The sequence below is a fragment of the Caballeronia catudaia genome (assembly GCF_001544755.2).
Classification (GTDB): Bacteria; Pseudomonadota; Gammaproteobacteria; order Burkholderiales; family Burkholderiaceae; genus Caballeronia; species Caballeronia catudaia.
In genome coordinates, this window is the sequence record NZ_FCOF02000040.1 from 15,957 (window position 1) to 40,727 (window position 24,771).

General features: G+C 64.2%; 22 protein-coding genes. 3 read left to right on the top strand and 19 right to left on the bottom strand.

All coding sequences use genetic code 11. The features are described from left to right. Nucleotides 1-62 precede the first annotated feature (62 nt). Nucleotides 63-308 (bottom strand): hypothetical protein, encoded by a 246-nt coding sequence (locus tag AWB75_RS28710; protein WP_061127404.1) that lies wholly within the window; start codon nucleotides 306-308, stop codon nucleotides 63-65. A 274-nt stretch (nucleotides 309-582) separates the two neighbouring features. Here AWB75_RS28710 and AWB75_RS28715 point away from each other — a divergent pair, with 274 nt between their 5' ends. Further along, nucleotides 583-3,183, top strand: coding sequence for an ATP-binding cassette domain-containing protein (locus AWB75_RS28715; protein ID WP_061127441.1), 2,601 nt, complete (start codon nucleotides 583-585; stop codon nucleotides 3,181-3,183). Here AWB75_RS28715 and AWB75_RS28720 read toward each other — a convergent pair. From AWB75_RS28720 to AWB75_RS28800, 17 genes are all read right to left on the bottom strand, one after another. Next, a complete protein-coding gene (locus tag AWB75_RS28720; RefSeq protein WP_061127405.1) occupies nucleotides 3,180-4,160 on the bottom strand; it encodes a UDP-glucuronic acid decarboxylase family protein in 981 nt (326 codons plus the stop codon). The two genes, AWB75_RS28715 and AWB75_RS28720, sit on opposite strands and share 4 nt — an antisense overlap. A gap of 27 nt (nucleotides 4,161-4,187) precedes the next feature. Next, nucleotides 4,188-5,147: a glycosyltransferase family 4 protein gene (locus AWB75_RS28725; RefSeq protein WP_061127406.1), complete on the bottom strand. Its 960-nt coding sequence runs from the start codon at nucleotides 5,145-5,147 to the stop codon at nucleotides 4,188-4,190. Next, entirely contained in the window at nucleotides 5,134-6,195 is a 1,062-nt protein-coding gene (locus AWB75_RS28730; RefSeq protein ID WP_061127407.1) for a glycosyltransferase family 9 protein, read from the bottom strand. Before AWB75_RS28730 ends, AWB75_RS28725 begins: the two co-directional genes overlap by 14 nt. Beyond that, nucleotides 6,192-7,208: a glycosyltransferase gene (locus tag AWB75_RS28735; protein WP_235012286.1), complete on the bottom strand. Its 1,017-nt coding sequence runs from the start codon at nucleotides 7,206-7,208 to the stop codon at nucleotides 6,192-6,194. Before AWB75_RS28735 ends, AWB75_RS28730 begins: the two co-directional genes overlap by 4 nt. Before the next feature lie 32 nt (nucleotides 7,209-7,240). Continuing rightward, nucleotides 7,241-8,986, bottom strand: coding sequence for a carbamoyltransferase family protein (locus AWB75_RS28740; protein ID WP_061127409.1), 1,746 nt, complete (start codon nucleotides 8,984-8,986; stop codon nucleotides 7,241-7,243). A gap of 2 nt (nucleotides 8,987-8,988) precedes the next feature. Then, entirely contained in the window at nucleotides 8,989-10,161 is a 1,173-nt protein-coding gene (locus AWB75_RS28745; protein WP_087086966.1) for a glycosyltransferase family 9 protein, read from the bottom strand. After that, a complete protein-coding gene (locus AWB75_RS28750; protein ID WP_061127410.1) occupies nucleotides 10,158-10,745 on the bottom strand; it encodes a D-glycero-alpha-D-manno-heptose-1,7-bisphosphate 7-phosphatase in 588 nt (195 codons plus the stop codon). The genes AWB75_RS28745 and AWB75_RS28750 overlap by 4 nt, the downstream gene beginning before the upstream one ends. Next, nucleotides 10,742-12,013 carry a glycosyltransferase family 4 protein gene (locus tag AWB75_RS28755; protein ID WP_061127411.1) on the bottom strand — a complete coding sequence of 424 codons (1,272 nt, stop codon included), beginning with the start codon at nucleotides 12,011-12,013 and terminating at the stop codon, nucleotides 10,742-10,744. Before AWB75_RS28755 ends, AWB75_RS28750 begins: the two co-directional genes overlap by 4 nt. Before the next feature lie 185 nt (nucleotides 12,014-12,198). Beyond that, on the bottom strand, nucleotides 12,199-13,149 hold the full coding sequence (locus AWB75_RS28760) for a glycosyltransferase family 2 protein (RefSeq protein WP_061127412.1): 951 nt from the start codon (nucleotides 13,147-13,149) through the stop codon (nucleotides 12,199-12,201). Continuing rightward, the gene (locus tag AWB75_RS28765) at nucleotides 13,139-13,867 is read right to left on the bottom strand and encodes a PIG-L deacetylase family protein (RefSeq protein ID WP_235012283.1); all 729 of its coding nucleotides are present in this window, start codon (nucleotides 13,865-13,867) and stop codon (nucleotides 13,139-13,141) included. Before AWB75_RS28765 ends, AWB75_RS28760 begins: the two co-directional genes overlap by 11 nt. 43 nt (nucleotides 13,868-13,910) lie before the next feature. Further along, nucleotides 13,911-15,080 carry a zinc-dependent alcohol dehydrogenase gene (locus AWB75_RS28770; protein WP_061127444.1) on the bottom strand — a complete coding sequence of 390 codons (1,170 nt, stop codon included), beginning with the start codon at nucleotides 15,078-15,080 and terminating at the stop codon, nucleotides 13,911-13,913. A 103-nt stretch (nucleotides 15,081-15,183) separates the two neighbouring features. Further along, nucleotides 15,184-16,425, bottom strand: a complete 1,242-nt coding sequence (locus tag AWB75_RS28775) for a c-type cytochrome (protein ID WP_235012284.1) — start codon at nucleotides 16,423-16,425, stop codon at nucleotides 15,184-15,186. Between the two features lie 56 nt (nucleotides 16,426-16,481). After that, on the bottom strand, nucleotides 16,482-16,904 hold the full coding sequence (locus AWB75_RS28780) for a hypothetical protein (protein ID WP_061127414.1): 423 nt from the start codon (nucleotides 16,902-16,904) through the stop codon (nucleotides 16,482-16,484). Next, on the bottom strand, nucleotides 16,901-17,515 hold the full coding sequence (locus AWB75_RS28785; RefSeq protein ID WP_061127415.1) for a cytochrome c oxidase subunit 3: 615 nt from the start codon (nucleotides 17,513-17,515) through the stop codon (nucleotides 16,901-16,903). The genes AWB75_RS28780 and AWB75_RS28785 overlap by 4 nt, the downstream gene beginning before the upstream one ends. After that, nucleotides 17,512-19,497, bottom strand: coding sequence for a cytochrome c oxidase subunit I (gene ctaD / locus AWB75_RS28790; RefSeq protein ID WP_061127416.1), 1,986 nt, complete (start codon nucleotides 19,495-19,497; stop codon nucleotides 17,512-17,514). The genes AWB75_RS28785 and ctaD overlap by 4 nt, the downstream gene beginning before the upstream one ends. Continuing rightward, nucleotides 19,494-20,531 (bottom strand): cytochrome c oxidase subunit II, encoded by a 1,038-nt coding sequence (gene coxB / locus AWB75_RS28795; RefSeq protein WP_407642178.1) that lies wholly within the window; start codon nucleotides 20,529-20,531, stop codon nucleotides 19,494-19,496. The genes ctaD and coxB overlap by 4 nt, the downstream gene beginning before the upstream one ends. Before the next feature lie 515 nt (nucleotides 20,532-21,046). Continuing rightward, nucleotides 21,047-21,391 carry a hypothetical protein gene (locus tag AWB75_RS28800; RefSeq protein WP_061127418.1) on the bottom strand — a complete coding sequence of 115 codons (345 nt, stop codon included), beginning with the start codon at nucleotides 21,389-21,391 and terminating at the stop codon, nucleotides 21,047-21,049. Nucleotides 21,392-21,401: 10 nt separating this feature from the next. Here AWB75_RS28800 and AWB75_RS28805 point away from each other — a divergent pair, with 10 nt between their 5' ends. After that, nucleotides 21,402-22,301: a lipopolysaccharide biosynthesis protein gene (locus AWB75_RS28805; RefSeq protein ID WP_235012285.1), complete on the top strand. Its 900-nt coding sequence runs from the start codon at nucleotides 21,402-21,404 to the stop codon at nucleotides 22,299-22,301. A 5-nt stretch (nucleotides 22,302-22,306) separates the two neighbouring features. On the opposite strand, the gene AWB75_RS28810 is transcribed toward AWB75_RS28805, so the two are convergent. Then, the gene (locus AWB75_RS28810; protein WP_061127419.1) at nucleotides 22,307-22,891 is read right to left on the bottom strand and encodes a ParB-like protein; all 585 of its coding nucleotides are present in this window, start codon (nucleotides 22,889-22,891) and stop codon (nucleotides 22,307-22,309) included. 97 nt (nucleotides 22,892-22,988) lie between these two features. On the opposite strand from AWB75_RS28810, the gene AWB75_RS28815 reads away from it, so the two are divergent. Beyond that, nucleotides 22,989-24,752, top strand: coding sequence for a SulP family inorganic anion transporter (locus AWB75_RS28815; protein WP_061127420.1), 1,764 nt, complete (start codon nucleotides 22,989-22,991; stop codon nucleotides 24,750-24,752). The last annotated feature ends 19 nt before the right edge of the window (nucleotides 24,753-24,771 follow it).

Consider the following 24,771-nt stretch of genomic DNA (forward strand, 5'->3'; position numbering starts at 1 on the left):
GAGCGCATGTACCTTTTGTCCAGCATAGAACGCTCCACGTCGGCCGGATGGACATATCGCGGTCAGCGTTCTGCAATGCGCCGCAAGACCGCCTCGACCTTCGCGATCGCGAGATCCGGATTGCCGGCGAGCGCGGTTGCGCGCGCCATCATCAGCGCGTAGCGGTCGGTAGATTGAAGATCGAGCGAGAGCGTGATCTGATCGACCATACTGCTGACTTCGATGATCACCGCGTTTTCCAGGCGCGAGCCGCCCGGCGCGTTGTGCTGAAGAGCCGCCAGCTTGAAAAGATAATCCCGTGCTTCCATGAACGCTCCGAGTCGCAAGCGGCGGCCTATTGGTGTCGAGCATTGTTCGTGCCAAGGCTTCGACGCGCGGGCGGGCGCACGGGTTGCTGGCAAAGCACGGGTCGTCAGCGGGAGGAAACCCAATGAATCGATTCTATCGGTCAACCATGACGCTCGCGCTCGCTTGCGCGTGCATGTCGGGCGCGGCGAAACGCAAGGACTGGAAGGAGTGACGCCTCACGCTGCATCCAGTGCGTCCGATGCGCAGCGCACGCGCGTGCGCCGCCGCATCTTCATGGATCTGTGGCGCGCGGTCTGGGCATGGCGCTACCAGACCGCCGCCGCGATCGTGCTGATGGTCGGAGCGCGTCTCGCGGTCGTGTCGGTGCCGCTGATGTTGAAACGCGTCATCGACGAGTTCAGCCATCCCGCGACGAGCGTCGTTTTTCCCGTTTTTCTGGTGCTCGCCTACGTGCTGCTGCGCTATCTCGGCGATGTGCTGAACGAGGCGCGCGACATCGTGTTCAGCATCGTCACGCAACGCACGGTGGCGTCGTTCACCGAGCGAACGTTCGCGCATCTTCATGCGCTGGGCGCGCGCTTTCATGCGCAGCGCGAGACGGGCGCCGTCGTGCGCGACGTGCAAAAGGGCGCGGACGGCATCGGCTTTTTACTCGGCACTGCGTTCTTCACCGTCGTGCCGGTGATGATCGAAATCGGCACGGTCGTCGCCATCATGGTGAGCAGTTACGCGCTGGAGTTCATGGTGATCATTGCCGTGACCTTCGTGCTGTATTCCGTGTGGACGCTGATCTTCACGCGCTATCGCATGCGCTTCCAGCGCGCGGTCAACAAGCTGGAGGCGCAGTCCGACAGCCGTCTCGTCGACAGCCTGCTCAACTACGAGACCGTGAAGTTTTTCGCGAGCGAGCGCATCGAAACCAACCGGCTTTCCAGCGTGCTCGAAGAGTGGGTTCATGCACGCGTCGCCAATCAGCGCGCGCTCACGCTGCTGCATGTCGGGCAAAGCACGATCATCGCGGCCGGCATCGCGGCGGTGATGCTGCGCGCGGCGCAACATGTCGTCGCGGGCACGATGAGCGTCGGCGATCTCGTGCTCGTCAACGCGTATATCGTGCAGGTCTGCAATCCGCTCAACACGCTCGGCTTCGTGTTTCGCGAAACGAATGATGCGATCGTGAACGTGGAGCGCATGTTCACGATTCTGCTTTCGCGCGGCCGCGTGCGCGAGGACGTCGACGAGAAAGAGGCGCAGCCGCTCGTGGTGACGGCGGGCGAGATCGAGTTCGATCATGTCGAGTTCGGCTACGACCCGGCGCGGCAGATTCTGCGCGATGTCGATTTTCGCGCGCATCCGGGCAAGAAGCTCGCGGTCGTCGGCGGCAGCGGCTCGGGCAAATCCACGCTCGTGAAGCTGCTTTTCAGGCTGTATGAGCCGACGGCCGGCGCCATCCGCATCGACGGGCAGGACATCGCGCAGGTCACGCAGGACAGCCTGCGCGCGATGGTCGGCATCGTACCGCAGGACACGGTGCTCTTCAACGACACGATCGCCTACAACATCGGCTATGGCCGTCCCGATGCGACGCGCGCCGATATCGTGCTGGCCGCGCGCGCGGCGCAACTGGACGGCTTCGTCGAGCGTCTGCCGGATCATTACGACACACGCGTCGGCGAGCGCGGCGTGCGGCTGTCGGGTGGCGAGCGGCAGCGCATCGCGATTGCGCGCGCCATTTTGAAGAACCCGCGCATCATCGTGTTCGACGAAGCGACCTCCGCGCTCGATACGCGTTCGGAGCGCGCAATTCAAAACGAGCTCGATCGTCTCGCCAAGGGGCGCACGTCGATCGTGATCGCGCATCGGCTGTCCACGGTCGTCGATGCGGACTGGATCCTCGTGATGGAACATGGACGCATCGTCGAGCAGGGACAGCACGACGAACTGCTCGCGCGCGATGGCGTGTATGCGCGCATGTGGTCGCTGCAATGGCAGCAGGGCGAGCTGGAGCACGCGCAGCGGAAGGTGTCGGCGCAAGCGGTCGGACTCGATACGCTCGTCGCCGGCGTGGTCGATGCGCTGCACGAAGAGATCGCGGAGCGTGGCGTCAACCTGTACACGGTCATCACCGAGCCGGGCTTGCGCGTGTCCGGCGATCCGAGCGTGCTGCAGCAGATCGTCGCCGAGTTGTGCCGCGCGCAGATGAGCGCTGCGGCGCGCGGCGAGCGCATCGAATTGCGAGTGTTCCGCGAGGAAAATCAGGCGAGTCTCACGGTGATGGGGCAGCGCCCGAATCCCGCGGACCTCACGCCGCAACAGGTGCGGCGCCTCGAAAAGGCGTTGACGGAGACGGGCGGCAGTTTTGCGCCGCGTTATATCGACAAGCATGTCGCCTATGTCGCGACGATGCCTTTGCGCCCGGTGCTCGACGATACGAGCGCGCACGCAGCGGCGCACGACGACGCGTTGAACGGCGTGACCGTGATGGTGCTGGACGATCAGGAGGAAGCGCGCGACGCGCTGGAGGCCGTGCTCGAATCGGTGGGCGCGCATGTGGTGCTGTGCGCATCGGGCGACGAAGCGATCACGCGATTGCGCGGCGTGCCGCCGGCGCGATGGCCGGATGTTTTCCTGTGCGATATCGTGCTTGGCGGCGAGCAGGACGGTTATGAAGTCTTGCGGCGGATACGCGAGGAAGAGGCAAGCCGCGGCGCGTCGCTTGCCGAGCGTATGCCCGCGATTGCGTTGACGGGACACACGCAGGCCGATGCGCGAGCGCGCGCGCGGGCGGCGGGATTTCAGGCGCATTTGACGAAGCCCGTGCCCGCGCCGAAGTTGATCGCGACAATTGGAGGGGTGACGGCGAGGACGTCTTAAACCCTCTGCACCGCCCGCGCACCCGCCGGTTCGATCACCCGCCGGAAATGCTGCACCGTGCGCGTGAGCCCATCATCGAGCGTGGTCACAGGCATCCACCCCAGCACCTCACGCGCCATCGAAATATCCGGCTGACGATGCCACGGATCATCCATCGGCAGAGGCTTGAACACGATCTTCGACGACGACCCCGTCAGCTCGATGATGCGCCGCGCGATATCGAGCATCGACAGCTCATGCGGGTTCCCCAGATTCACCGGCCCGGTAATTTCCTCGGGCGTGTTCATGAGGCGGATGAACGCATCAATCATGTCGTCGACATAGCAGAACGAGCGCGTCTGCGTGCCTTCGCCATACACGGTGATTGGCTCGCCGGAAAGCGCCTGCATCATGAAGTTGGACACCACGCGCCCATCCGACGGATGCATGCGCGGCCCATACGTGTTGAAGATGCGCGCGATCTTGATCGAAAGTCCGTGCTGCCGCCGATAGTCCATGAAGAGCGTTTCCGCGCAGCGCTTGCCTTCGTCGTAACACGATCGCGGGCCGATAGGATTCACGTTGCCCCAATACGCTTCCTGCTGCGGATGCACGTGCGCATCGCCATACACTTCGCTCGTCGATGCCTGGAAGATTCGCGCGTGAACGCGCTTCGCAAGCCCGAGCATGTTGATCGCGCCGTGCACGCTCGTCTTCGTCGTCTGCACGGGATCGTGCTGGTAATGAATCGGCGAAGCAGGGCACGCAAGGTTATAGATTTCGTCGACTTCCACATAGAGCGGAAATGTCACGTCGTGACGCATCAATTCGAAGTTCGGGCTATCGAGAAGATGCGCGATGTTGTCCTTCGTACCGGTGTAGAAGTTATCGACGCACAGCACGTCATGGCCCAGCGCCAGCAGCCGCTCGCACAGATGCGAGCCGAGAAAGCCCGCGCCGCCCGTCACCAGAATTCGCTTTCTGTACGCTTCTCTCATGTCGTCATGTCCTGTCTGTCTGATCCACTAGCTGCATACGTAGCGCAAAGCCTCGTCCCAGTCGCGGGCGAAGCGGTCGATATGAAAGCGTTCGAGCGCCGTTCGCCGCGCGCCTTCGCCAAGACGCCGCGCTTCGGCGGGATCGCGCAGCAGGTGCTGCATCGCGTCGATGAGCGCCTGCGTATCCGTATGGATGAAGCCGCTTTCGCCGTTGCGGATCACGGTGGATAGCTCGGTCGTCGCGAGTCCGACGATCGGCATGCCTATCGTCATGGCCTCGACGATGGCAAGCCCGAGGCTCGTCCAGCGAATCGGGTTGAAGAAGAAGCGATAGCGCGCGGTGAAAGCGGCCAACTCCAGATTGCCGATTTCGCCGATGCCGCCCGCCGACTGCGCGTCCATGCCGACGAGATCGAGCGGCACACGCGCGGCGGCTTGCGCATAGACATCGTTGCCGAGCCGCCTGCCGCGCTGACGCAGATGATTGATCACCGCGATGCCGCGCTCCAGTTCGCCGCTATAGCGCACGTCGTCGGGCACGATCACGCCATGCTCGATGACGCGCGTCGGTGTATCGCCGCTATCCCACATCAGCCGGTTGAAGTGGGTCACATGCACGAGCAGCGTGTCGCGTTCCTGCACCCAATGCTTCTGTTCGAACGCGTTTTCCTGCGGCGGATCATGCTCGATATAGACGCGCGGCAAGCGCCGTTGCGCATCGGTGAGCAGGTTGAGGCGATCGTCGTCCCATTGACGCTTGTGCTGAAACAGCACGACATCGAAGGATTGCGACGGCACTTCGCTTGCAGGCATCTCATGCACGTTCGCACCAAACGGCAACGCGCCGGCCGTGCCCGCATATCCCGGCGGAAAGCCGGGGCGCGTGACCAGATAGAAATCGTGCGGCGCCTGGCTAAGGTAATACAGGTAGTTGCCGTGGATATGCCACGTGAGCACACGCAAGCGTCGGGGACTAGTCTTGGGCATGAAGAAGCGTCTCCTCTCGAAGGGTGTGGGCAAGCTGTGCAAGCGCGGCATCGATCACGGAGCGCGCGCTCACGTTGAGCGCGCATTCATGGCCGTAGGGACAATCGCGAAACGCGCAGGGCCGGCACGCGGGCCAGTCCGCCAGCACGCGATGACGCGCATGATCGAGCGGCGCCCAGCGGCGCGTATCGCTTCCGGATGCGATGACGACACTCGGCGTGCGCATCGCCGCGGCGACATGCGAAAGCCCCGTGTCGTTGCAGACGATGAGCCGCGCCCTCGCGACGAGCGCGGCAAGCGCGCCCAGCGACGTGCGTCCGGCGAGATCCATCGCATGCGCGCCGGCATCGTGCGCGACGCGACCCGTCAGCGACGCTTCGCCTGCGCCGCCAGTGACCGCGATCTGCCATCCTGCTTCCGACAACGCGCGCGCCACTTCGCCGAAGCGCTCGACGGGCCATCGGCGTGAAGGCAATTGCGCGCCGGGATGAACGAGCACGAGCCTGTCGCATTCGATCGCGCATGTGTCGATGAGCGCATCGCATTCGCGCGTGTCGTCATCGGTCAGGGGAATCTCGAGATCGAGCGCGTCCGCGTCGATGCCGAGACGTTGCATCAACGCGGTATAGCGCGCGGGCTCGGGCAGCTCGTCGGGCCACGGCATGAACGCGCCTTCGCGCACGCGTTCACCGGGCTTGAGAAAGCCCGCGTTCAACCGCGCGCCCATGCCTTCGACGATATCGTTCGCCACGCCGCCGCTGCCATGCAACTGGATTGCGAGATCGAAGCGGCGTTCGCTCAGCGCGCTCAGAAATGCGGGTAGATGCGCGTCGGTTTCTTCCTGTTCGGGAAAGCCGATCGCGCCCGGAAACACGATCAGTTCATCGAGCAGATGCGCGTATCGTTCGATGAAGCCTTTCGCCCAGGGCAAGCCGACGAGCGCGATATGCGCATGCGGATGAACGCGCCGCAATGCGCGCAATGCGGGCACGGCGCAGAGCATGTCGCCGAGTTGCAGCGCGCGAAAGATCACGATGCGTTCGATCATGGAAAGAACACCTTGAACTTGAACGCGCCGCGAATGCGCCAGTAGATCGACAGATACGGAATGATCGCCGACGTCCATAACATTTCGGCGATATGCGCGGGCGTGCGCGACGTCGTTTTCAATCGCCGCACGGCGAACCATAACGTCATCGCGATCCATGCAATCGCAGCTATGGTGGCGATGCGCGGCGCGCCCGCGATCAACGACACGACCATGACGACGAGCGCCGCGAGCATCGCATAGTAGAGAAGCGGCGGACCGCGCCGGATGCGCTCGCGAAAGAGCGCGGGATGCTTCTTGTAGAGCAGCGCGTCGAACTGGCTTTTCTTCTGCTGCGAAATGCATACGCCCCAGCGCGCGGGGCGTACCGGATGCAGCACCATTGCATCTTCCGCGCGAGCGATCTTCAGTCCCGCGCGCATCAACGCGAATTGCAGATCGGAGTCCTCGCGCCATGCCGATGTGAAACGCGCATCGAAGCCGCCCGTTCTTTCGAGCGCGGCGCGTGTCGCGAATGCGTTCGCGGTGGCGAACTCCGCGCTCGCGAGTCCGGCGGCGTCGAGCTCGTAGTCGGTCGGACGGTCAGGCAGCGGCACGACGATGCGGCCCGATACCGCGTCCGCGCCATGATCGAGTGCATGCACGCCATTGACGAGCCATTGCGGATCGGGGATGGTGTCGTCGTCGGTGAAGGCGATGCGTCGTGCAAGCGATGCGCGCCAGCCTGCATTGCGCGCACCTGCCGGGCCCTGGCTTCCCGTCACCGGCACATAGCGGATCTTCGGGCCGTTCTGCGCATACGATGCGGCGAGACGCTGCACGCATGCTTTCGTCGCTTCGTCGGGGCCGTCGTCGCACACGATGATCTCGTAACGGGCCGGGTCGTACGCCTGTTCAGCGAGGGCGCGCACGCAGCGTTCTAGCATCGCGGGACGGCGATATGTCGGGACGACCACGGACACATCCGGAATGAAATCGTCGCGTGGCAGTGCGTGCGAATCCGTCGCGCTCATCTCGCCGTTCTCGACAAGACCCGAATACGTGCTCATGCTTGCGCGCCCGGTTTTTCGATGAGGAACGAGCCGATCACGAGCGCATCGAGCGGCGACGTCCAGAACGATTCGAGCGCATCGCGCGGCGTATTCACCATCGGTTCGCCGCGCGTGTTGAACGACGTGTTGACGAGCACCGGCACGCCGGTACGTTGCCTGAACGCCGCGAGCAGATCGTAGTAAAGCGGATGCTGCGCGCGATTGACGGTCTGCACGCGCGCGGTGCCGTCGATATGCGTGACGGCCGGAATGCGCGCTCTCATCTCGTCGCGTACATCGAAGACGAACAGCATGAATGGCGCGACGCGCGCATCGACGAACCAGTCGGCGGCGTGCTCTTCCATCACGACCGGCGCGACGGGGCGGAAGTCTTCGCGATCCTTGATCTCGTTCAGACGCGCCTGCATGTCCGCGTGAATCGGCGATGCGAGAATCGAGCGCGCGCCGAGCGCTCGCGGGCCGAACTCCGTGCGGCCCTGATACCAGCCGATCACTCGGTTCTGCGCGAGAATCTCCGCCGTTTCTTCGGCGATGTTCGTGAGCTTGCGATAGGGCGCGCGCGCCCATTTCAGGAACGCTTCGATTTCCTCGTCGCCGAACGCGGGGCCGAGATACGCGTGATCCATGCGCCACTTGCGGCCACGGTCGCCCGCGTTCGCGCGTTCCCGATAGTCGATCCACAGCGCGGCGCCGAGCGCGGTGCCGGCGTCGCCTGCCGCGGGCTGGACCCACACTTCGTCGAACGGACCGCGATCGCGAAGGCGCGCGTTCATCACGCAGTTGAGCGCGACGCCGCCCGCCATCGCGAGATTGGGCAGCCCCGTTTTTTCATGCAGCCACTTCGCGAGTTCGAGGGCGGTTTCTTCGAGCACGGCCTGCAGCGAATGCGCGATATCGAAGTGATGCTGCGTCAGCGGCCCGCCGCGTTCGCGCGCAGGACCGAAACGTTCGACGAGGCGCGGCGCATCGACCGTATAACTTCCATCCTGCCGATACTTCACGATTTCACGGAATTGATCGACATACGCTGGCTTGCCGAACGACGCCAGCGCCATCACCTTGTACTCATCCGACGAATGCAGGAAGCCGAGATAACCCGTCACGGCTTCATACAGCAAGCCGAGCGAATGCGGCAGTTCCACTTGCCTGAGGCGCTTGTATTCGCCGTCGACGAATTGCCCGAGGCTCGTCGTCACGCCTTCGCCGCGTCCGTCCATCGTGAGCACGGCGGTGTCGTCGAAAGGCGCTGCGAGAAACGCACTCGCTTCATGACACAGATGGTGATCGACGTTATGCCAGGCGAAGCGCGGCGCGCGTCCGCCGCTTGCGAACCGCCGCTTCAGATGATGCGGCGCGCCGTCGAGCAACTGGTCTTTCGCGTTGACGATATAGCTCAGAAACAGCGGGTCCCACGGCGATTCGGACGGATTGCTCAACGCCTGTGCCGACGGCATCATCGGCAAGGCGATGCTGGCCTTCGCGTCCTTCGGCATGCCCGAGAAAAGATGCGGATCGTATGAATACGCGATGTGATCGACATCGGCGAGTTCGATGCCCGCTTCCTTGAGGCAATAGTCGATGGCATCGAAAGGAAGCTGCCATGTCGAGAATGGCACGGGGCGCTTCGCATGCTTCACATGCGTGAAGCGCTCGTCTTCGGCAGCCGCGATGACGACGCCATCCTTGACGAGCGCCGCGGCGCTGTCGTGATAGACCGCATTGATTCCCAATGTGTACATGACTAACTGGCCTGTGTTGTCGAGTTGATGAGCGCTGCGTGTTCGGACAGTTCAAGCACGGCGGACACGACCTCGTCCACGCCGACCTGAACGAGGCACGCGTGATGACCTTCGGGACACACGCTGCGATAACACCATCGGCACGGCACATCGTGATAGAGCACGCGATGCGGCGTTTGCCACGGCATGTGCTGCGGATTCGTGAGCGCATAGAGATCGACGACGGGCGTGCCGAGCGCCGATGCGAGATGCACCGGCCCGCTGTTGTTCGACAGCAGCACGCGCGCATGCTCGATGAGCGCCGCGAGTTCGCCGAGTTCGAGCGCACCCGAGAGATCGGTCGCATGCGCGCTGTCTCCGCATGCTTCGCGGCATAGCGAGCTTTCGCCTGGCGAGCCGGTTACGAGCATCGGCCATTGCAATTGCTTGCCGAGACGTTCGATGACTTGCGCAAAGCGCACGGTCGGATATCGGCGCGATGCGGCGGTCGCGCCCGGATGCACGACGATGAACGGCGCATGCGGATCGACGCCGCGTTCGCCGAGCTTTTGTGCGAGTGACGCGGCATCGTCGGGACGCACTTTGAAGCGCATTCGCGTATCCATCGGGCGAGCGCCGACGCTCGCGACGAGCGCGAGCTGCCGCTCCACTTCATGCCGCGTGCCGTGCTGCGGTTCGGTTTCCTGCACCCAATCGGTTAGAAGGCCGTATGGATTCTCGCGACAATGCGCGAGCCGCAGCGGAATGCCGGCGAGATGACACAGCATTGCGGCGGGCAGCGGGTTCTGGCTGTAGACGCTGAAGATCACGGCCGCATCGAACTGCGATGCCGCGAGGCGCGCGCGCATCGCGAGATCGGCGAGCGCGTCGATCGGCGCATCCTGCTTGACCCACGGCGCGTCGTATTCGATCACGTCGTCGATCGCGTCGATGAAAGGCGCCGCCGCCTTGCCCGAGCGCGACGCGAGCAGTGTCAAATGCCGCCCCGGCTGCGCGCTGCGCAACGCATGCAGCGCGGGCGTGGTCATCAGCACGTCGCCGAGATTGTCGAGGCGAATGCACAGGATGCGCTTCACGTCCGCGCCCCAGTCGCGCGCTTCGGTTGCCGCGCTCTTGCGCGCATGCGCCTCGACGACCGGCGGCAGCGTCGATGGATTCACCGGATCACGTTTCATGCAGGACACTCCGCGGCGACGATCGCCATCGCGGCTTCATACATGTCCTTCACGACGATGTCCGGCTCGCGACCTTCGCCGCGCAGCCATTCGGTCTCGTTGCCGTTTTCGATGAGCACGCAGCGGCATCCCGCACGATGGCCCGCCTCGACATCATCGAGTATGTCGCCGATGAACCAGCTTCGCGAGAGATCGATGTGATGCTCGCGCGCCGCGCGCAGCAGCATGCCAGGCGCGGGCTTGCGGCAATCGCATGATTGCGTGTACTCCGGCACGATGCCGCGCGGATGATGCGGGCACCAGTAGATATGCGTGAAGGCTGTGCCCGCTTGCGCAGCGAGCGCTTGCAGGCGCGCTTCGACCTGATCGAGCGCATGCCGCTCGAATTTGCCGAGCGCGACGCCGCTCTGATTGCTGATGACGAACAGCGGCGCGCCATGCGCCGCGAACAGGCGCAACGCATCGAGCGCACCGGGCGCAAGGCGCATGTGATGCGGATCGACGTTCCAGGGCACATCGTCGAGCAGGGTGCCGTCCTTGTCGATTAAAACGGCGGCGCGCGGCGGCCGTGGCGCTTGCGTCATCGCGATCCTCCGCCCATCGCGACGCGGGCCGCGTCCTGCGATTCGGCGCCGCTCACGCGTGCATAGACCTCGGCGAGCGCCTGCGCGACGCTCGACCACGTGAACATCGCGTTGGCGCGCGCGAGGCCCGCTTCGCCCATGCGTCGCGCGAGTGCCGCATCGCGCTTGAGCGTGGCGATCGCCTGCGCGAGCGCGGCCGGATGCTTCGGCGGCACGAGCAGGCCCGTCTCGCCATGCGCGACCGAATAGCGGATGCCGCCCACATCGGCGCCGATCACGGGCGTGCCGCACGCCATCGCTTCGAGCGGCGTGATGCCGAAGGGCTCATACCACGGCGTCGTCACGAAAACATCGGCGGCGTTATAGAAGTGCTTCAGATCGCTTCGTCCATGACGTCCGGCGAAATGCACGTGCTCTTCGACGCCGCATTCCCGCGCGATGCCGCGCAGCCTGCCGATCTCGGGCGTCGCGATCTCGTTGGCTTCGTCGGAATTGCCGCCGACCACGTAAAGCTCGACGCTTTCGTCATGCTCCGCATGGCACACGCCAAGCGCGCGCACGACATTGTCGATGCCCTTGCGCGGCACCATGCGCCCCAGTTGCAGCACGATAAAGCGATCCTGCGGCCAGCCGAGCTGCTCGCGCGCCTGGCGCTTGTCGAGCGGATGAAACTCCGTGCGGTCGAAGCCGCATGGCACGAGATTGATGCGCGCGGGATCGGCATTGTAGAGATGGATCAGGTCGTTCTCGTCCTGCGGACATTCCGCAATCACCGAGTCGGAGCGTTTCACGAGCTCGTCTTCGATATCGAAGCGCGCATCGGGAAAGCCGTCCGATTCGCCCTGATGCAGCCGCCGCACGCGACCGAGCGCATGAAACGTCGTAACGAGCGGCACGCCGAGCGCGTCCTTGACGCGCAAGCCGACGAGACCCGACATGAAGAAGTTCGCGTGCACGATGTCATACGACTGCGCTTCCTGCTCCATGAAGTCGATCATGAAACTCGCGAACGCATCCATGTGCGGCAGAAGCTGTTCCTTCGGCAACTGCACGGGTGGCCCGGCCGGCACGTTGATCACGCGAATGCTTTCGAAGCGCGAGACGAGCGGCAGCAGCGAACGATCGCAGCGCGTGAAGACATCGACTTCGTGGCCGATACGTACGAGCTGGCGCGCCACATTGGCCACGTAGATGTTCTGGCCGCCACTGTCGACGCCGCCCGCGATCGCCAGCGGCGATGCATGTTCACTGATCAAAGCGATCTTCACGAGTGCCTCTCTGTTATGCGATCCCCTTCGGCGTGTCGCGCGGCGCGCAGTCGCGTGGATCAGTCATCCGGATTCAGCATTTGCCGTGCCACTCGTTGTGAGTGTGGACAGAAGTGCGAAACGATTTGCGGTTCGTCGCGCATCGAACCAAATATCGTTTGGTCCGTTGCGCGGCTCGCGCGCTTTTACGTGGCGTGTGTAGAACCGACAGCGCGTTCGCGGCGCGTCTGCGCTTCGCGGCGTGTGTCGTCCTGGTGGACGAGACGCCGCATGAGTTGCACGCGATCGTCGATCACACGCCGTCTGCCGAGCGCCCACACGATGCCCGCGATCAGTTCCTTCAGATCGTGAAGCGGCGAACGTTCCGCGCGTAAGACGCCGATCGCATCGCGCGTGGCGCGCAGCGCTTCGGCCAGCGGCAGACGCATCCACGCGACCCACGCGGCATTGCGCGCGAGCAGCCTGCGTCGTTGCGCGCCGTCGCGCAGCGCAGAAGGATGATGATGAAGAACGAGCTCATCCATATAGACGATCTCGTGGCCTGCGCGAAGCACATCGAGCGAGACGAGCGTCTCTTCGCCGCCGATGAAAAGCCTCGGTTCGTAGCCGCCCGTTTGCCGGAAGACGTCCGTGCGAAACACGCACGCGCCCGCCATGAAGCCGATGAGCGCCGGGCCCGGCAGCCCGTCGCGCGCGAGCGGACTATCGCGCATGCGTTCGCAGGTTTCGTCGACCGCGCCGTGTTCGCCGACGACCACGCGCGCATTCAGCACGCCGACGCGCGGCGCGGCATCGAGCACGTCGACGGCGCGAGACAGCGAGCCGGGACTCCACCACGTATCGTCGTCGCAGAAGGCGACGTATTCGGTTTCGACGCGCGCGACGCCGAGATTACGGCCCGCCGCGCCCAGATTGCGCGGCGCGCGGACGAGCCTCACGAACGGAAAGTTTGCCGCGATGCGCTCGGCGGTGCCGTCGGTCGAGGCATTATCGACCGCGACGATCTCGATGCGATCGGGCAGCGCGGCAAGTCTTGCAAGCGTGTCGATAACCTGATCGGCACGGTTGTAAGTCAGCACGACGACGGACAGCCGCGCGCGGTCCGCGTCGGGAAGAACGACGCGTTCATCGGTCATGGTGTGCGGGCTGCAAGGTCCAGAAGCGCTCGGGCGCGAAGACATCGTCGTAACCGGTCGGGCCGAACGCCTTCAGCTGACTGACATAGCGGCTCACGGCGCGCTGCTTCGCTTCGTGATGACGTGCGAGCAGGGCCGTGTCGATACGTTCGGATACGGGCGTCGCGATGACGCCGCACGCGCGGAGATCGGCGAGGCGCGTCTGCACGAGTCCGTCCATGCGCCGATACAGGGCGTCCTCATACGCGATGCAGACGAGCGCTGGATCGGCGAGCCACGCCGTGCGGCACGCGCGATGCACGACATCGTGATCCGAATGAAAGAGACCCAGCGGAACGACGAGCGCACGGCAGGCCGTCGCGCGGATCACGTCGAGCAGGGCCGTGGCTAGGTCATCGGGCGTGGCGCGGCTATCGCCTGCATATTGCGAATCGAGAAAGCCGAGATGGACGGGGTGCGCGCCGAGCGCATCCAGCGCGGCGGCGTCTTCGGCGTGGCGCGCGCGCATGGCCTGATGCGCGTTCGCGAAGCCGCATTGCGCGTCCCAGCCGGTGACGAGCGCATCGCGTGGCACGCCCGCGAAAACCGTGCATACGATCGAATCGGGCGCGGCAGCGACGGCGGCGCCGCAACTGAAGACGGCGTCGTCGAGATGGGGCGAGATGACGAGCAAGGGTTCATCGGCGTGCGGCATGGGCTTCGCGTTCGTGGTCGGCATGCGCGGCACTGCGCAAAGCATGTGCCGCGCGACGTCGCCGCTTTCATGGCTTGAGCACGACCTTGATGCAGCCGTCTTCCTTGTCGCGGAATGTCTTGTACATATCGGGGCCGTCCGCGAGCGAGACGCGGTGCGTGATGACAAAGGAAGGATCTATCTGGCCTTCCTGAATGCGCCGTAAGAGCTCATCCGACCAGCGGTTCACGTGCGTCTGGCCCATTCGCCAGGTCAGCCCTTTGTTCATCGCCGCGCCGAACGGAATCTTGTCGATCAAGCCGCCATAGACGCCCGGCACGGAAAGCGTGCCCGCCGGGCGGCATACGTAGATCATCTCGCGCAGCACGTGCGGACGGTCGGTTTCCAGCATCACGGCCTGCTTCGCACGGTCGTACAGCGCGTCGAAGGAGCGCGTCGCGTGCGACTCCATGCCGACGGCATCAATGCACTTCTCGGGGCCTTTGCCTTGCGTCAGATCCTTGAGGCGGTCGAGCACGCTCTCTTCCGAGAAGTCGATGGTGACCGCGCCCGCGGCGCGCGCCATCGCGAGGCGCTCGGGCACGCGGTCGATCACGACGACCTGCTTCGCGCCGAGCAGGATCGCGCTGCGCAGCGTCATCTGTCCGACGGGGCCCGCGCCCCAGATCGCGACGGTGTCGGTCGGCTCGATCTCGCATTGCACGGCCGCCTGCCAGCCGGTCGGAAAGATATCGCCGAGAAAGAGCACCTGCTCGTCGGTGAGGCCATCGGGAATCTTGACGTGCGTCTTGTCCGCAAACGGCACACGCACATACTCGGCCTGCCCGCCAGGATAGCCGCCCGTCAGATGCGTATAGCCGAAGAGGCCCGCGGTCGCGTGGCCGAACACCTTGTCGGCGGCGTCCTTGTTGCGATTGCTGCGCTCGCAGACGGAGAAGTTGCCGCGCCTGCACTGATCGCATTCGCCGCAGAAGATCGTGAACGGAATCACGACGCGTTCACCGATCCTGAGCGCCGGGTTCTCGCTGCCCACTTCGACCACTTCGCCCATGAACTCGTGGCCCATGATGTCGCCGGACTTCATGCCGGGCATGAAGCCATCGAACAGATGCAGGTCGGAGCCGCAGATCGCGCAGGTCGAGACCTTGATGATCGCGTCGCGCGGATGCTCGATCACCGGGTCCGGCACCGTTTCGTAGCGAATGTCCTTCTTGCCTTGCCATACGAGTGCTTTCATGACTTGCATCCTTTTGAACGGGGTGGTGCGTGGATTCAGCAATGTGCGTACCGATGCGTCCGCAGTCATCGACATCATCGACGTACGGAAAGCGTCCCTCGCATCAATGCCTGGCCAGCGCCTCGCGCATGATGCGCACATCGCGGGTTGTGACGGGCGGCGCATCGTTGCCCCATGCCGAGCGAACGAACGTCAGCACGCGGGCGATTTCGGTATCGGTGAGTTCGTCGGCGAACGCGGGCATCTTCTTGGGCTCGGGCCCATGTTCCGTCGACGGTGCGCGGCCGCCTTGCAGCACGAGCCGCATGAGCGAATCGGGCTTCTGCGAGAGCACGGCCGGATTGCCCGCAAGCCGCGGATATTTGAACGGCTCGCCGGTGCCATCGCTCTTGTGACAGCGCGCGCAGGTGCTTTGGTAGAGACCTGCGCCGGGACGTTCGTCGGCGCCGATGCGCAGCGCCGCCACGCTTTGCCGTGCGAGACGCGAGCGCGCATCGTAAGCGCCGCCACTGCCGTTCGCGGGCAGGCTCTTCAGATACGACGCGATGGCGCGCAGGTCCTGATCGTCGAGATATTGCGTGCTGTCCTCGACAACCTGCACCATGCTGCCGAAGGTTACGAGCCCCGCGCCGTGACCGGTCTTGAGAAACGCGGCGATATCGTCGGCGGAAATGCGGCCGAGTCCCGCGCCCGATGCGCCGGTCAGATTGGGCGCGTACCAGTGGTCGTTGGTGCCGCCCGTCAAATACGCGCGCGACGACTGCGTATAACCGCGTTCGTTGTACGCGGGACCGCGCGGCGTATGACACGCGCCGCAATGCCCGAGCGATTGCACGATATACGCGCCGCGATTCCATTGCGCATCGCGTTTCGGATCGGGCGTGAAGGGCTTGTCCGGCGCGAACGCGAAGTTCCAGAACGCGAGCGCCCAGCGCTGATCGAACGGAAACGGCAGCTTCGTCTCGGGCGGCGTCTGTGCGACCGGCTCGACGCCATGCATGAAATACGCATAGAGCGCGCGCATGTCGTCGTCGTCGATCTTCGAGAACGATGGATACGGCATCGCCGGATACAGATGCTTGCCGCCCGGCGTAACGCCTTCACGCAGCGCGCGCGCGAAGTCCTCGTAGCTATAGCGGCCGATGCCATGCTGCGGGTCAGGCGTGATATTGCTCGTCCACATCGTGCCGAAGGGCGAGCCCATCGGCAGGCCGCCCGCGAACGGATGCGGCGGCGGCTTGCCGGGCACGGGCGCGGCCGTGTGGCAGCCGGCGCAATCGGCGGCTTTGGCGAGGTACGCGCCGCGTGTGACGAGATCGGGCGTCTGCGCGCGGACGCACTGCATCGATGCGATCGCAGCGAAAACAAGAAGGAAGACGCGGCGTCCGGGCATCATGACGATCACCGTCCCCCGCATGGCGACACGAGCAGCCACGCGAGATCGGTCGAGATCAGCGCGAATACGAAAAGCGCGCTGGCCAGCGCCCCCGCGCGCGCGATGAACGCATCGCGCGCCGCATGTCTGTCGACCGCTTCATGCGCTTTCGGCAGCGTTCCGATCGCGCCGGTTCGGCGCCAGTTGCGCCACGCAACGATGCCGCCGGCGATGCCCATAAGCAACGCCAGCACCGCGACGGTGACGATGCCCGGTTCGAGCCACGACAACGCGGGCGCATGCACCGGACGTTCGTGCGGGAAGCATCCCCACGCGGCGATGGTCTGCACGAGATTCGTCTGCACCATCCACGCGGCGGGCGCGAGCAGGAGGCCGATTGCGAGCGCGATAGCGCCAGGGCGCGCGGGATGAGATGAGCGGTTCTTCATCGCGGCAGCACATAGGGCGACAGATACAGCGTCGCGAAGATGAAGAGCCACACGACATCGACGAAATGCCAGTACAGCCCGCCGATGGTCAGCGCCGCCGAGCGCGCCCGGTCGAAGTAGCCGAGCGCCGTCCAGAGCAGCAGGAACGCGAGCACGACGAGACCGACGAGCACATGCATCATGTGAAAGCCGGTGATCGTGAAATACAGCGAGCCGTAGAGATGCGTCGTCAGGCCGTAGGGATGATTGGCCCATTCCTTGAGTTGTATGCCGGCGAAGATCATGCCGAGCGCTATTGCGATCGCGAGCATCAGCACGCCCATGCCGCGCCTGCCGCGCCGCACGAAGCGCTCGCTCGCCCATACGAACACGCTGCTGGAGAGAAGAATGCAGGTGTTGGCGATGCCGAGCCCGAGCTTGGGCAAGCCTTCGGGCGGCCAGTGCTCGGTCGTCTGCGATGCGAGATACAGATACGAAAAGATCAGATAGCCGAAGAGCGCGGCTTCGGTGGCGACGAGCGTGAGGCATCCCCACCAGCCGCCCGAGCGTTCGCCCGGACTGCCGATGGGCAAGCGCTCGCGCTCGGGCAACACATCCGCGAGCTCGCTCATGATGGCGCTCCGGAGCGCTGTGTATGAGAGACGTCATCGCGCTGGCCGAGTTCACGGCGAGGCCACAGCCAAACGACGATGGCCGCGCCGCACGCAACGAGTCCGAACGCCGTCAGCCGCCACGAAGTCAGTGCGAGGCCGACGAAGAACAGCAGCGACGCGACGCCGAGCCAGAACGGCGCATACGAGTCTTCGGGCATCTTGAGGATGACGTCGGGATCGCCGTCGAGCGCGGTGGTGCCGAGCGCCTCGCGTCCTTCGTCGAGCACGTAGCCGTATTCGAGCTGCGATCGCATCGTGCCGGCGATGCGCTCCTCCCACAGCGGATGACGGCTCGCGATGCGCGGCGCGATCGCGAAGTTATACGGCGGCGGCGGCGATGACGTCGACCATTCGAGCGTGGGCGCATCCCAGGGGTTATCGCCCGCAACGGGACCGCGCCGCAGGCTATGGAACAAATCGCAAAGAAACACGAGCACGCCCGCCGCGAACATGAATGCGCCGATCGACGTGATCATGTTCACCGTGTTCCAGCCCATGTCGGGCGCATACGTGTAGATGCGCCGCGGCATGCCGAGCAAGCCCGCGATATGCATTGGAAAGAAGGCGATATTGAAGCCCGCGAAAAGAATCCAGAAACCGATGCGCCCGATCTTCTCGCTCATCATGCGTCCGGTGAACTTCGGAAACCAGAAGTAGATGCCGCCGATCACCGGAAACACGTTGATGCCGAGCAGCACGTAATGCAGATGCGCGACGACGAAGTAGGTGTCCGTGAGCTGCCAGTCGAGCGGCACCGCGGCGGTGAGCACGCCGGATAATCCGCCGATCACGAACAGGAACACGAAGCCCGCGAAGTAGAAGAACGGCACGCGGAACACGGGCCTGCCGGTCCAGATGGTCGCGATCCACGCGAAGGTCGCGACCGCGCTCGGTATCGCGATGACCATGCTCGCCGCGCCGAAGAACGACAACGCGAGCGCGGGTATGCCGGTCGCGAACATGTGATGTATCCAGACGACGAAGCCGACGACCATCGTCGCGACCGTCGACAGCGCAACCGGCAGATAGCCGACGAGCGGCCTGCGGCAGAAGACCGGCAGCGCATCGGAGACGATGCCCATTGCGGGCAGCACGACCGCATACACCCACGGATGCGCGAAGATCCAGAAGAGATGCTGCCAGAGCAGCGCGCGGCCGCCGTTGACCACATCGAAGAAATGCGTGCCGATGCGTCTGTCGAGCCATAGAAGAAAGAACGCGAGACTCACCGACGGCACCGCGAGGAGGTTGCCGCCCGACGCCGTGAGCGTGCCCCACACGAGCACCGGCACGCGATCGAGCGACATGCCCGGCGCGCGCATGCGCAGGAACGTAACGACGAAGTTCATCGAGCCGACCGTCGTCGAGATGCCGAGCAGCACCATGCCGAGCGCATAGACATCGATGTTCGGTCCCGTGTTGTAGGTGAGGCCCGCGAGCGGCGCATAGTTGAACCAGCCCGCGTTGGGCGCTTCGCCGAACGGAAAGCTCGCGTACAGGAAGAGTCCCGCGAAGAGAAAGATCCAGTACGACAGCGCGTTCAGCCGCGGAAAGGCCATGTCGCGCGCGCCGAGTATCAGCGGCCATAGATAGTTCGAGAAGCCGGAGAGCACGGGCAGCGCGTAGAGGAAGATCATCGTCACGCCGTGCATCGTGAAGAGCTGGTTGTATTGCTCCGGCGTGACGAGGGTCGCGTTAGGGCGCGCGAGCTGCACGCGCATGATGAGCGCTTCGATGCCGCCCGCGATCAGGAACGCGAACGCGGTCACGAGATAGCGCAAGCCGATGCTCTTGTGATCGACGGTCGAAAGCCAGCCGCGCCAGCCGGGCGGCGTTTCCCAAAGCGCGCGCAGCTTGCGCTCCTGTTCGCTGCCGGGTTCGATGCGGCCTGTCGTGAGCGTGCGCCGCAGCGGCGGCGGCGAGGCGGCGTGTTCGGTCATTGCAGTGTCCGGAGATAGGCGGCAAGCGCGGCGGCGTCGTCGGCGGAGAGCGTGATCGAAGGCATCATCGAATCGGGCTTGATGCGCTGCGCATGTTGAATCCAGTCGAGCTGGTTCGACGCCGTGTTCGGCAGCGCGCCCGCCGCAATGAGCCTGCGCGAGTTCAGGTGCGTGAGGTCGGGCGCCTGTGCGCCGTTCGCATCGCTGCCGCGCACGGTGTGGCAGCCGGCGCATCGATCGAGAAAGAGATCTTGTCCGTCGCTCACGCGCGCATCCGCTGCGTGCGGCTTCGCCTGCGCCGCATACCATGCGTCGAACTGCGCGCGCGGTTCGGCGATCACTTCGAACGCCATATGCGCGTGCTGCGCGCCGCAGAACTGCGAGCATTGCCCGCGATAAACGCCCGCGCGGTCCGCCTGAATCCATTGCTCGTTGACGACGCCCGGTATCGTCTGCGTCTTGCCCGCGAGACGCGGCACCCAGAAGGCATGGATGACGTCGGCGCTGCGCAGCTCGATCTTCACCGGCTCGCCGACGGGAATATGAATCTCGTTGGCCGTCGTGATGGCGGGACTTCCGGCGTACTCGATCTTCCACCACCAGTCGTAAGCCGTGACCGCGATGGTCAGGCCCGGCTCCTTGTGCGGCGATGCGACGGATTCCAGCGTGACGAGCATATAAGCCAGCGCCGCGAAGAGCGCCACTGAAGAGATGCCCGTGCCGATCCAGATCCAGTGCATGCCGCCGCCTTCGCCCTGCACATGCGCGGCATCGCGTTCGGTGGGCGGAGGGCGCTTGCGGACCATCGCACCCACGAGCAGCCCGCTCACGATCAGCGCGACGGCGACGACGAGCGCCGCGAGCGCCCAGCCGAGCCACATGGTCGGCGTGGCGGCGGGGCCATCGGCGTGAAGGAAATAGTTCAGCGGCGCATCGGCGCGGGCGCTCGTCTGCCACCTTAGCGCGATGAGTGCGGCGATCACGGCGCGGGTGCTTTGCCTGGCACAATGGATCGCTCTGTGCGTAGCCAGCATCCGCATACATCTCCGGTGATTAGTGGATAGTGGACTTGGACGATCGTCTTGATGCGCACGACCGGTTAAGGCTTAGCAATCTGCGCTCCCAACGAACGCCTTACGGCAGTTTGCCATCGAGTTGCAATCACTTTTGTCTGTCCAATGAATGGGTATAAATCGACGGCTTCTTTTGTTAAGATGGCCGAAAGCCTTGCATAAGCGCACGTCGAAGCTATGATGTACTAACGTATTCGTGGTCCGCGCACTGTTTCGCAGAGGCAAGGTATTCCTCTGTGCCTTCTTTTTTCGCGCGTCAATCGAACGTTGCGCTGCGGCCTTTCGTCCTGAGCGCCGTGGCTGGGCCCCATCGCGTATCTAGCGCGTCGGCCAGTCAGTTTGCCGCCTTTATCTCTCGTACCGAACGGCGCTGCACGCGTTGTATTCGGCTGCGCTAAATGCTCATTCGCAATGGCGTGTCGTTGCAATAGTCGGCGTTTCTCTTTCCACAATTTATCGAAAGCATGTTATCGAATTCAATCTTCCGATCGTGCCATGACCGAAAACAATCGCCGCTTTTCAAATGTCTGCCCTTCAAAGATTCGCCGTTTGTTTTCGGCACGATGGATAGCGGTATTGCCCGCGCTCGCAGCGGCATTCGTGCTCGCGGCATGCGGCGGTGGCAGCGATGGCCCCAGCACGGCGGGCGTCTCGCAGTCGAGTTCGGCGAGTCCATCGGACTCGGGTAGCACGGGTAGCACGACGACGCCGCCAGACAGCGGCGCCTCTGCGCCTCTGGCGGCATCGAGCCCCGCGCCGGCCAGTGGATCGACGAGCACGAGCAGCGCCGCGACGACGGTGATCGCGCCTTCGGGCAGCATCTTTTATGGCATGAACGGTCATGTCAATCTGACCGGCCCCTATACGACCACGAGCCTCGATCAGCAGCTCGCGCAACTGAAGGACCTCAACGTCACGCTGTATCGCAACGACGTGAGCAATGTGGACGGTGCGAAGAAACTTGCCTCTGTTGCGCAGAAGTTTGCTCAATCCGGCGTGACGGTTTATCCCGTGCTTCTTCAGACGCTCAATTTCGCCGACGAGAACGCGGCTTATCAGGCTAGTTACACGCTCGCGCAGCAGATCGTCAACGTGCAGCGCTATGCGTGGTACGAAGTCACCAACGAGCTCGCGCCCACATGCCTCAACGGATGGGTCGACGGCGTGCGCAGCACCGACTTCAAGAACGACTGCTTCCAGATTGCGCGCGGCGTCATTCGCGGGATGATTGCGGGCATCAAGTCGGTCGATCCCGATGGCAAGATCATCATCGGCGGCAATACGTGGATGCACTACGGCTTCGACGTGATGCTCGCGAACGGCACGCAGCCGGACGGCACGAGCGGGCATCCCGTCGTGACATGGGATATCACCGCGTGGCACTGGTATTCGGAGCAGGGCGATATCCGCAACGCGTGCGGCGGAACGGGGTGCTACAACGTGATCGGCACGCTGCAATCGTTCGGCAAGCCGATCTGGATCAACGAAGTGGGCATGCGTCCGAGTTTCCCCGGCACGGCCGGCGAAGCGGGCACATTCATGGCGAACAACATGATGGGCGCGCTGCTCGCGATCGCGCCGCAATACAACATCCAGTCGCTCCAGGTCTATCAGCTCTATGACGATCCGCCCACTGGCGAGGGTCCGTACGGCATCATGCTGAACGACGGCGCGACGCCGAAGCCGGTCTATACGTCGGTGAAGAACTTCATTGCGACGCATCCGCACTGAAGGTTTCAGCCGATGAAACCAGGCAGGCCCGCGGCCGCATCGCTGCGGGCCAGTTCCTTCGCGCGCTCGATGAGTGCGTCGAATTGCGCATCGTCGTTCGGTCGCGGAAAATGCGCGCGAAAGAAGTCGGCCCAGCGGAAATCCGCTAGCGGCACGTCGGTCTTTTCATAACCGCCAGCGGCGCGCACGAAGGCCGCGAGACTGCGGAATTCATCGTTCACTGCATCCCCCATGCGCACTGGCATGTCCTTGAACGCGATGCGGCGTCGGTCCGCATCGTAGGGATAAACCCACGCGTTGTTTTCCAGCGTCAGCCAGAACTCGGGCTGCGACAGCGAAGTCAAATCCCTGACCAGGACAAACGGCACATCCTTCACGCCGATGCGCTCGAGCGCGCACGTGACATGATGATGATCGATCACGTACGGCTCGCCGCCCGGCCCGAACACCACGGCGATGGGTTTCTGCGCAATAGCCATGTCCAGGTCATGCGCGCTCAGCGTGCGATAAGTGTCGGCCTTTTGGCGGATCTGACGTTCGCCGTGCGTCATCTGCGTCGGGTGCAGTCGATCGATGCGCAGCGTATTCATGACGCGCCCCCTGAGAAGCGATGCATCGAGCGCGCAGGCAAACCGTGTTCCCGGTCTGGAACCGCGCTTGCTTCGAGCAGAGAAGAGAGGCGCAACGATGAACACGAAAGCCGGGCATCGCGGGCACGAAGCACAAAGAAGTGCGATGAATCCGCTTCGCTGGTTCGCCGGGATCGCCGCGTTGCGCGCATACGAGCCACGCTGGCTCTTCCACGATTTCGTCGCGGGACTTTCCGTGAGCGCGGTGCTGGTCCCGGCAGGGATGGCCTACGCCGAAGCGGCGGGACTTCCCGCAGTGAACGGCTTATATGCGTCTTTCGCCGCGATGCTCGCCTATGCGGTCTTCGGCCCGAGCCGCCTGCTCGTCGTCGGCCCGGATTCGGCGCTCGTCGCGCTCATCGCCGCGAGCATCGTGTCGCTGAGTCAGGGCGACCCGCATCGCGCGCTCCTTACGGCCAATGCGCTCGCGGTGCTGGCGGGCGCAATCTGCCTCGTCGTCGGCTTGCTGAAGCTCGGCTTCGTCAGCGAATTGCTGTCACTGCCCATCCGGTACGGCTTCCTGAACGGCATCATCCTGACGATCATCGTCGGACAGATGCCGAAGCTGCTCGGCTTCAAGGGCAAGGGCGAATCGTTCATCGCGCAGGTGAACGATCTCGTCGATGGACTCGCCGCATCGAAAGTGAACATGACGGCGTTCGCCATCGGCATCGGCGCGCTCGTGTCGATCCTGCTCATCAAACGCTTCTGGCCGAAAGTGCCTGGCGTGCTGATCGCGGTCGGCGTGGCGACGGCGCTCGTGAAGGCGATGGATCTCGGCAAGCGCGCGGACGTCGCGACCGTGGGCAACGTGCCGCGCGGGCTTCCTTCTTTCGAATTTCCGCTGATGCCGCTCGACCAATGGTGGCAGCTCGCGGGCGCCGCGGCGGCGATCGCGCTCGTCTCGTTCACGGATGTCGTCGTGCTGTCCCGCACCTACGAGATGCGCACGAAGGAAACCGTCGACCGCAATCAGGAGTGCGTCGCGCTCGGATTGTCGAACATCGCGGCGGGACTGTTTCAGGGCTTCGCCGTGAGCGCGAGCGGCTCGCGCACGCCCGTGGCCGAAGCGGCGGGCGCGAAGACGCAATTGACGGGCGTGTTCGCCGCGCTCGTCGTCGCCGGGTTGCTCGTCGTCGCGCCGCATGCGCTCGCCAGCACGCCACAAGCGGCGCTGGCCGCGGTCGTCATCGCCGCATGTCTCTCGATGCTCGAAGTGGGCGGCGTGATGCGGCTGTACCGGCTGCGCAAGAGCGAGTTCGTGCAGGCGCTCGTGTGCTTCGCCGGCGTCGCGGTGCTGGGCGTCGTCAACGGCATTGCGCTCGCGCTGCTGCTGGCCGTGCTGTCGTTCCTATGGCGCGCGTGGCGGCCGTATGACGCGGTGCTCGGACGCATCGACGGGCGCAAGGGTTATCACGATGTATCGCGTCATCCCGAGGCGCGGCGCGTGCCCGGTCTCGTGTTGTTTCGCTGGGACGCGCCGCTGTTCTTCGCGAACGCGGAGATTTTTCGCGAGCACGTGCTGCGCGCAATCGACGATGCCGACGACACCGCGCGCTGGGCCGTGATCGCGGCAGAGCCTGTGACGGACATTGATCTCACTGCCGTCGAAGTGCTGGAGCGATTGCACAAGGAACTCGCCGAGCGCGACATTGCGCTGTGCTTCGCTGAATTGAAAGGGCCGGTGAAAGACAACCTGAAGCGCTACGGCGTGTTGCAGACGATCGGCGAAGGGCGTTTGTTTCCCACCATCGGCGAGGCGGTCAATGGCTATCTCGCGGCACATGACGATGTGCAATGGCGCGATTGGGAAGATCAGTGAAGCGGAGGCGCGAGAGAGG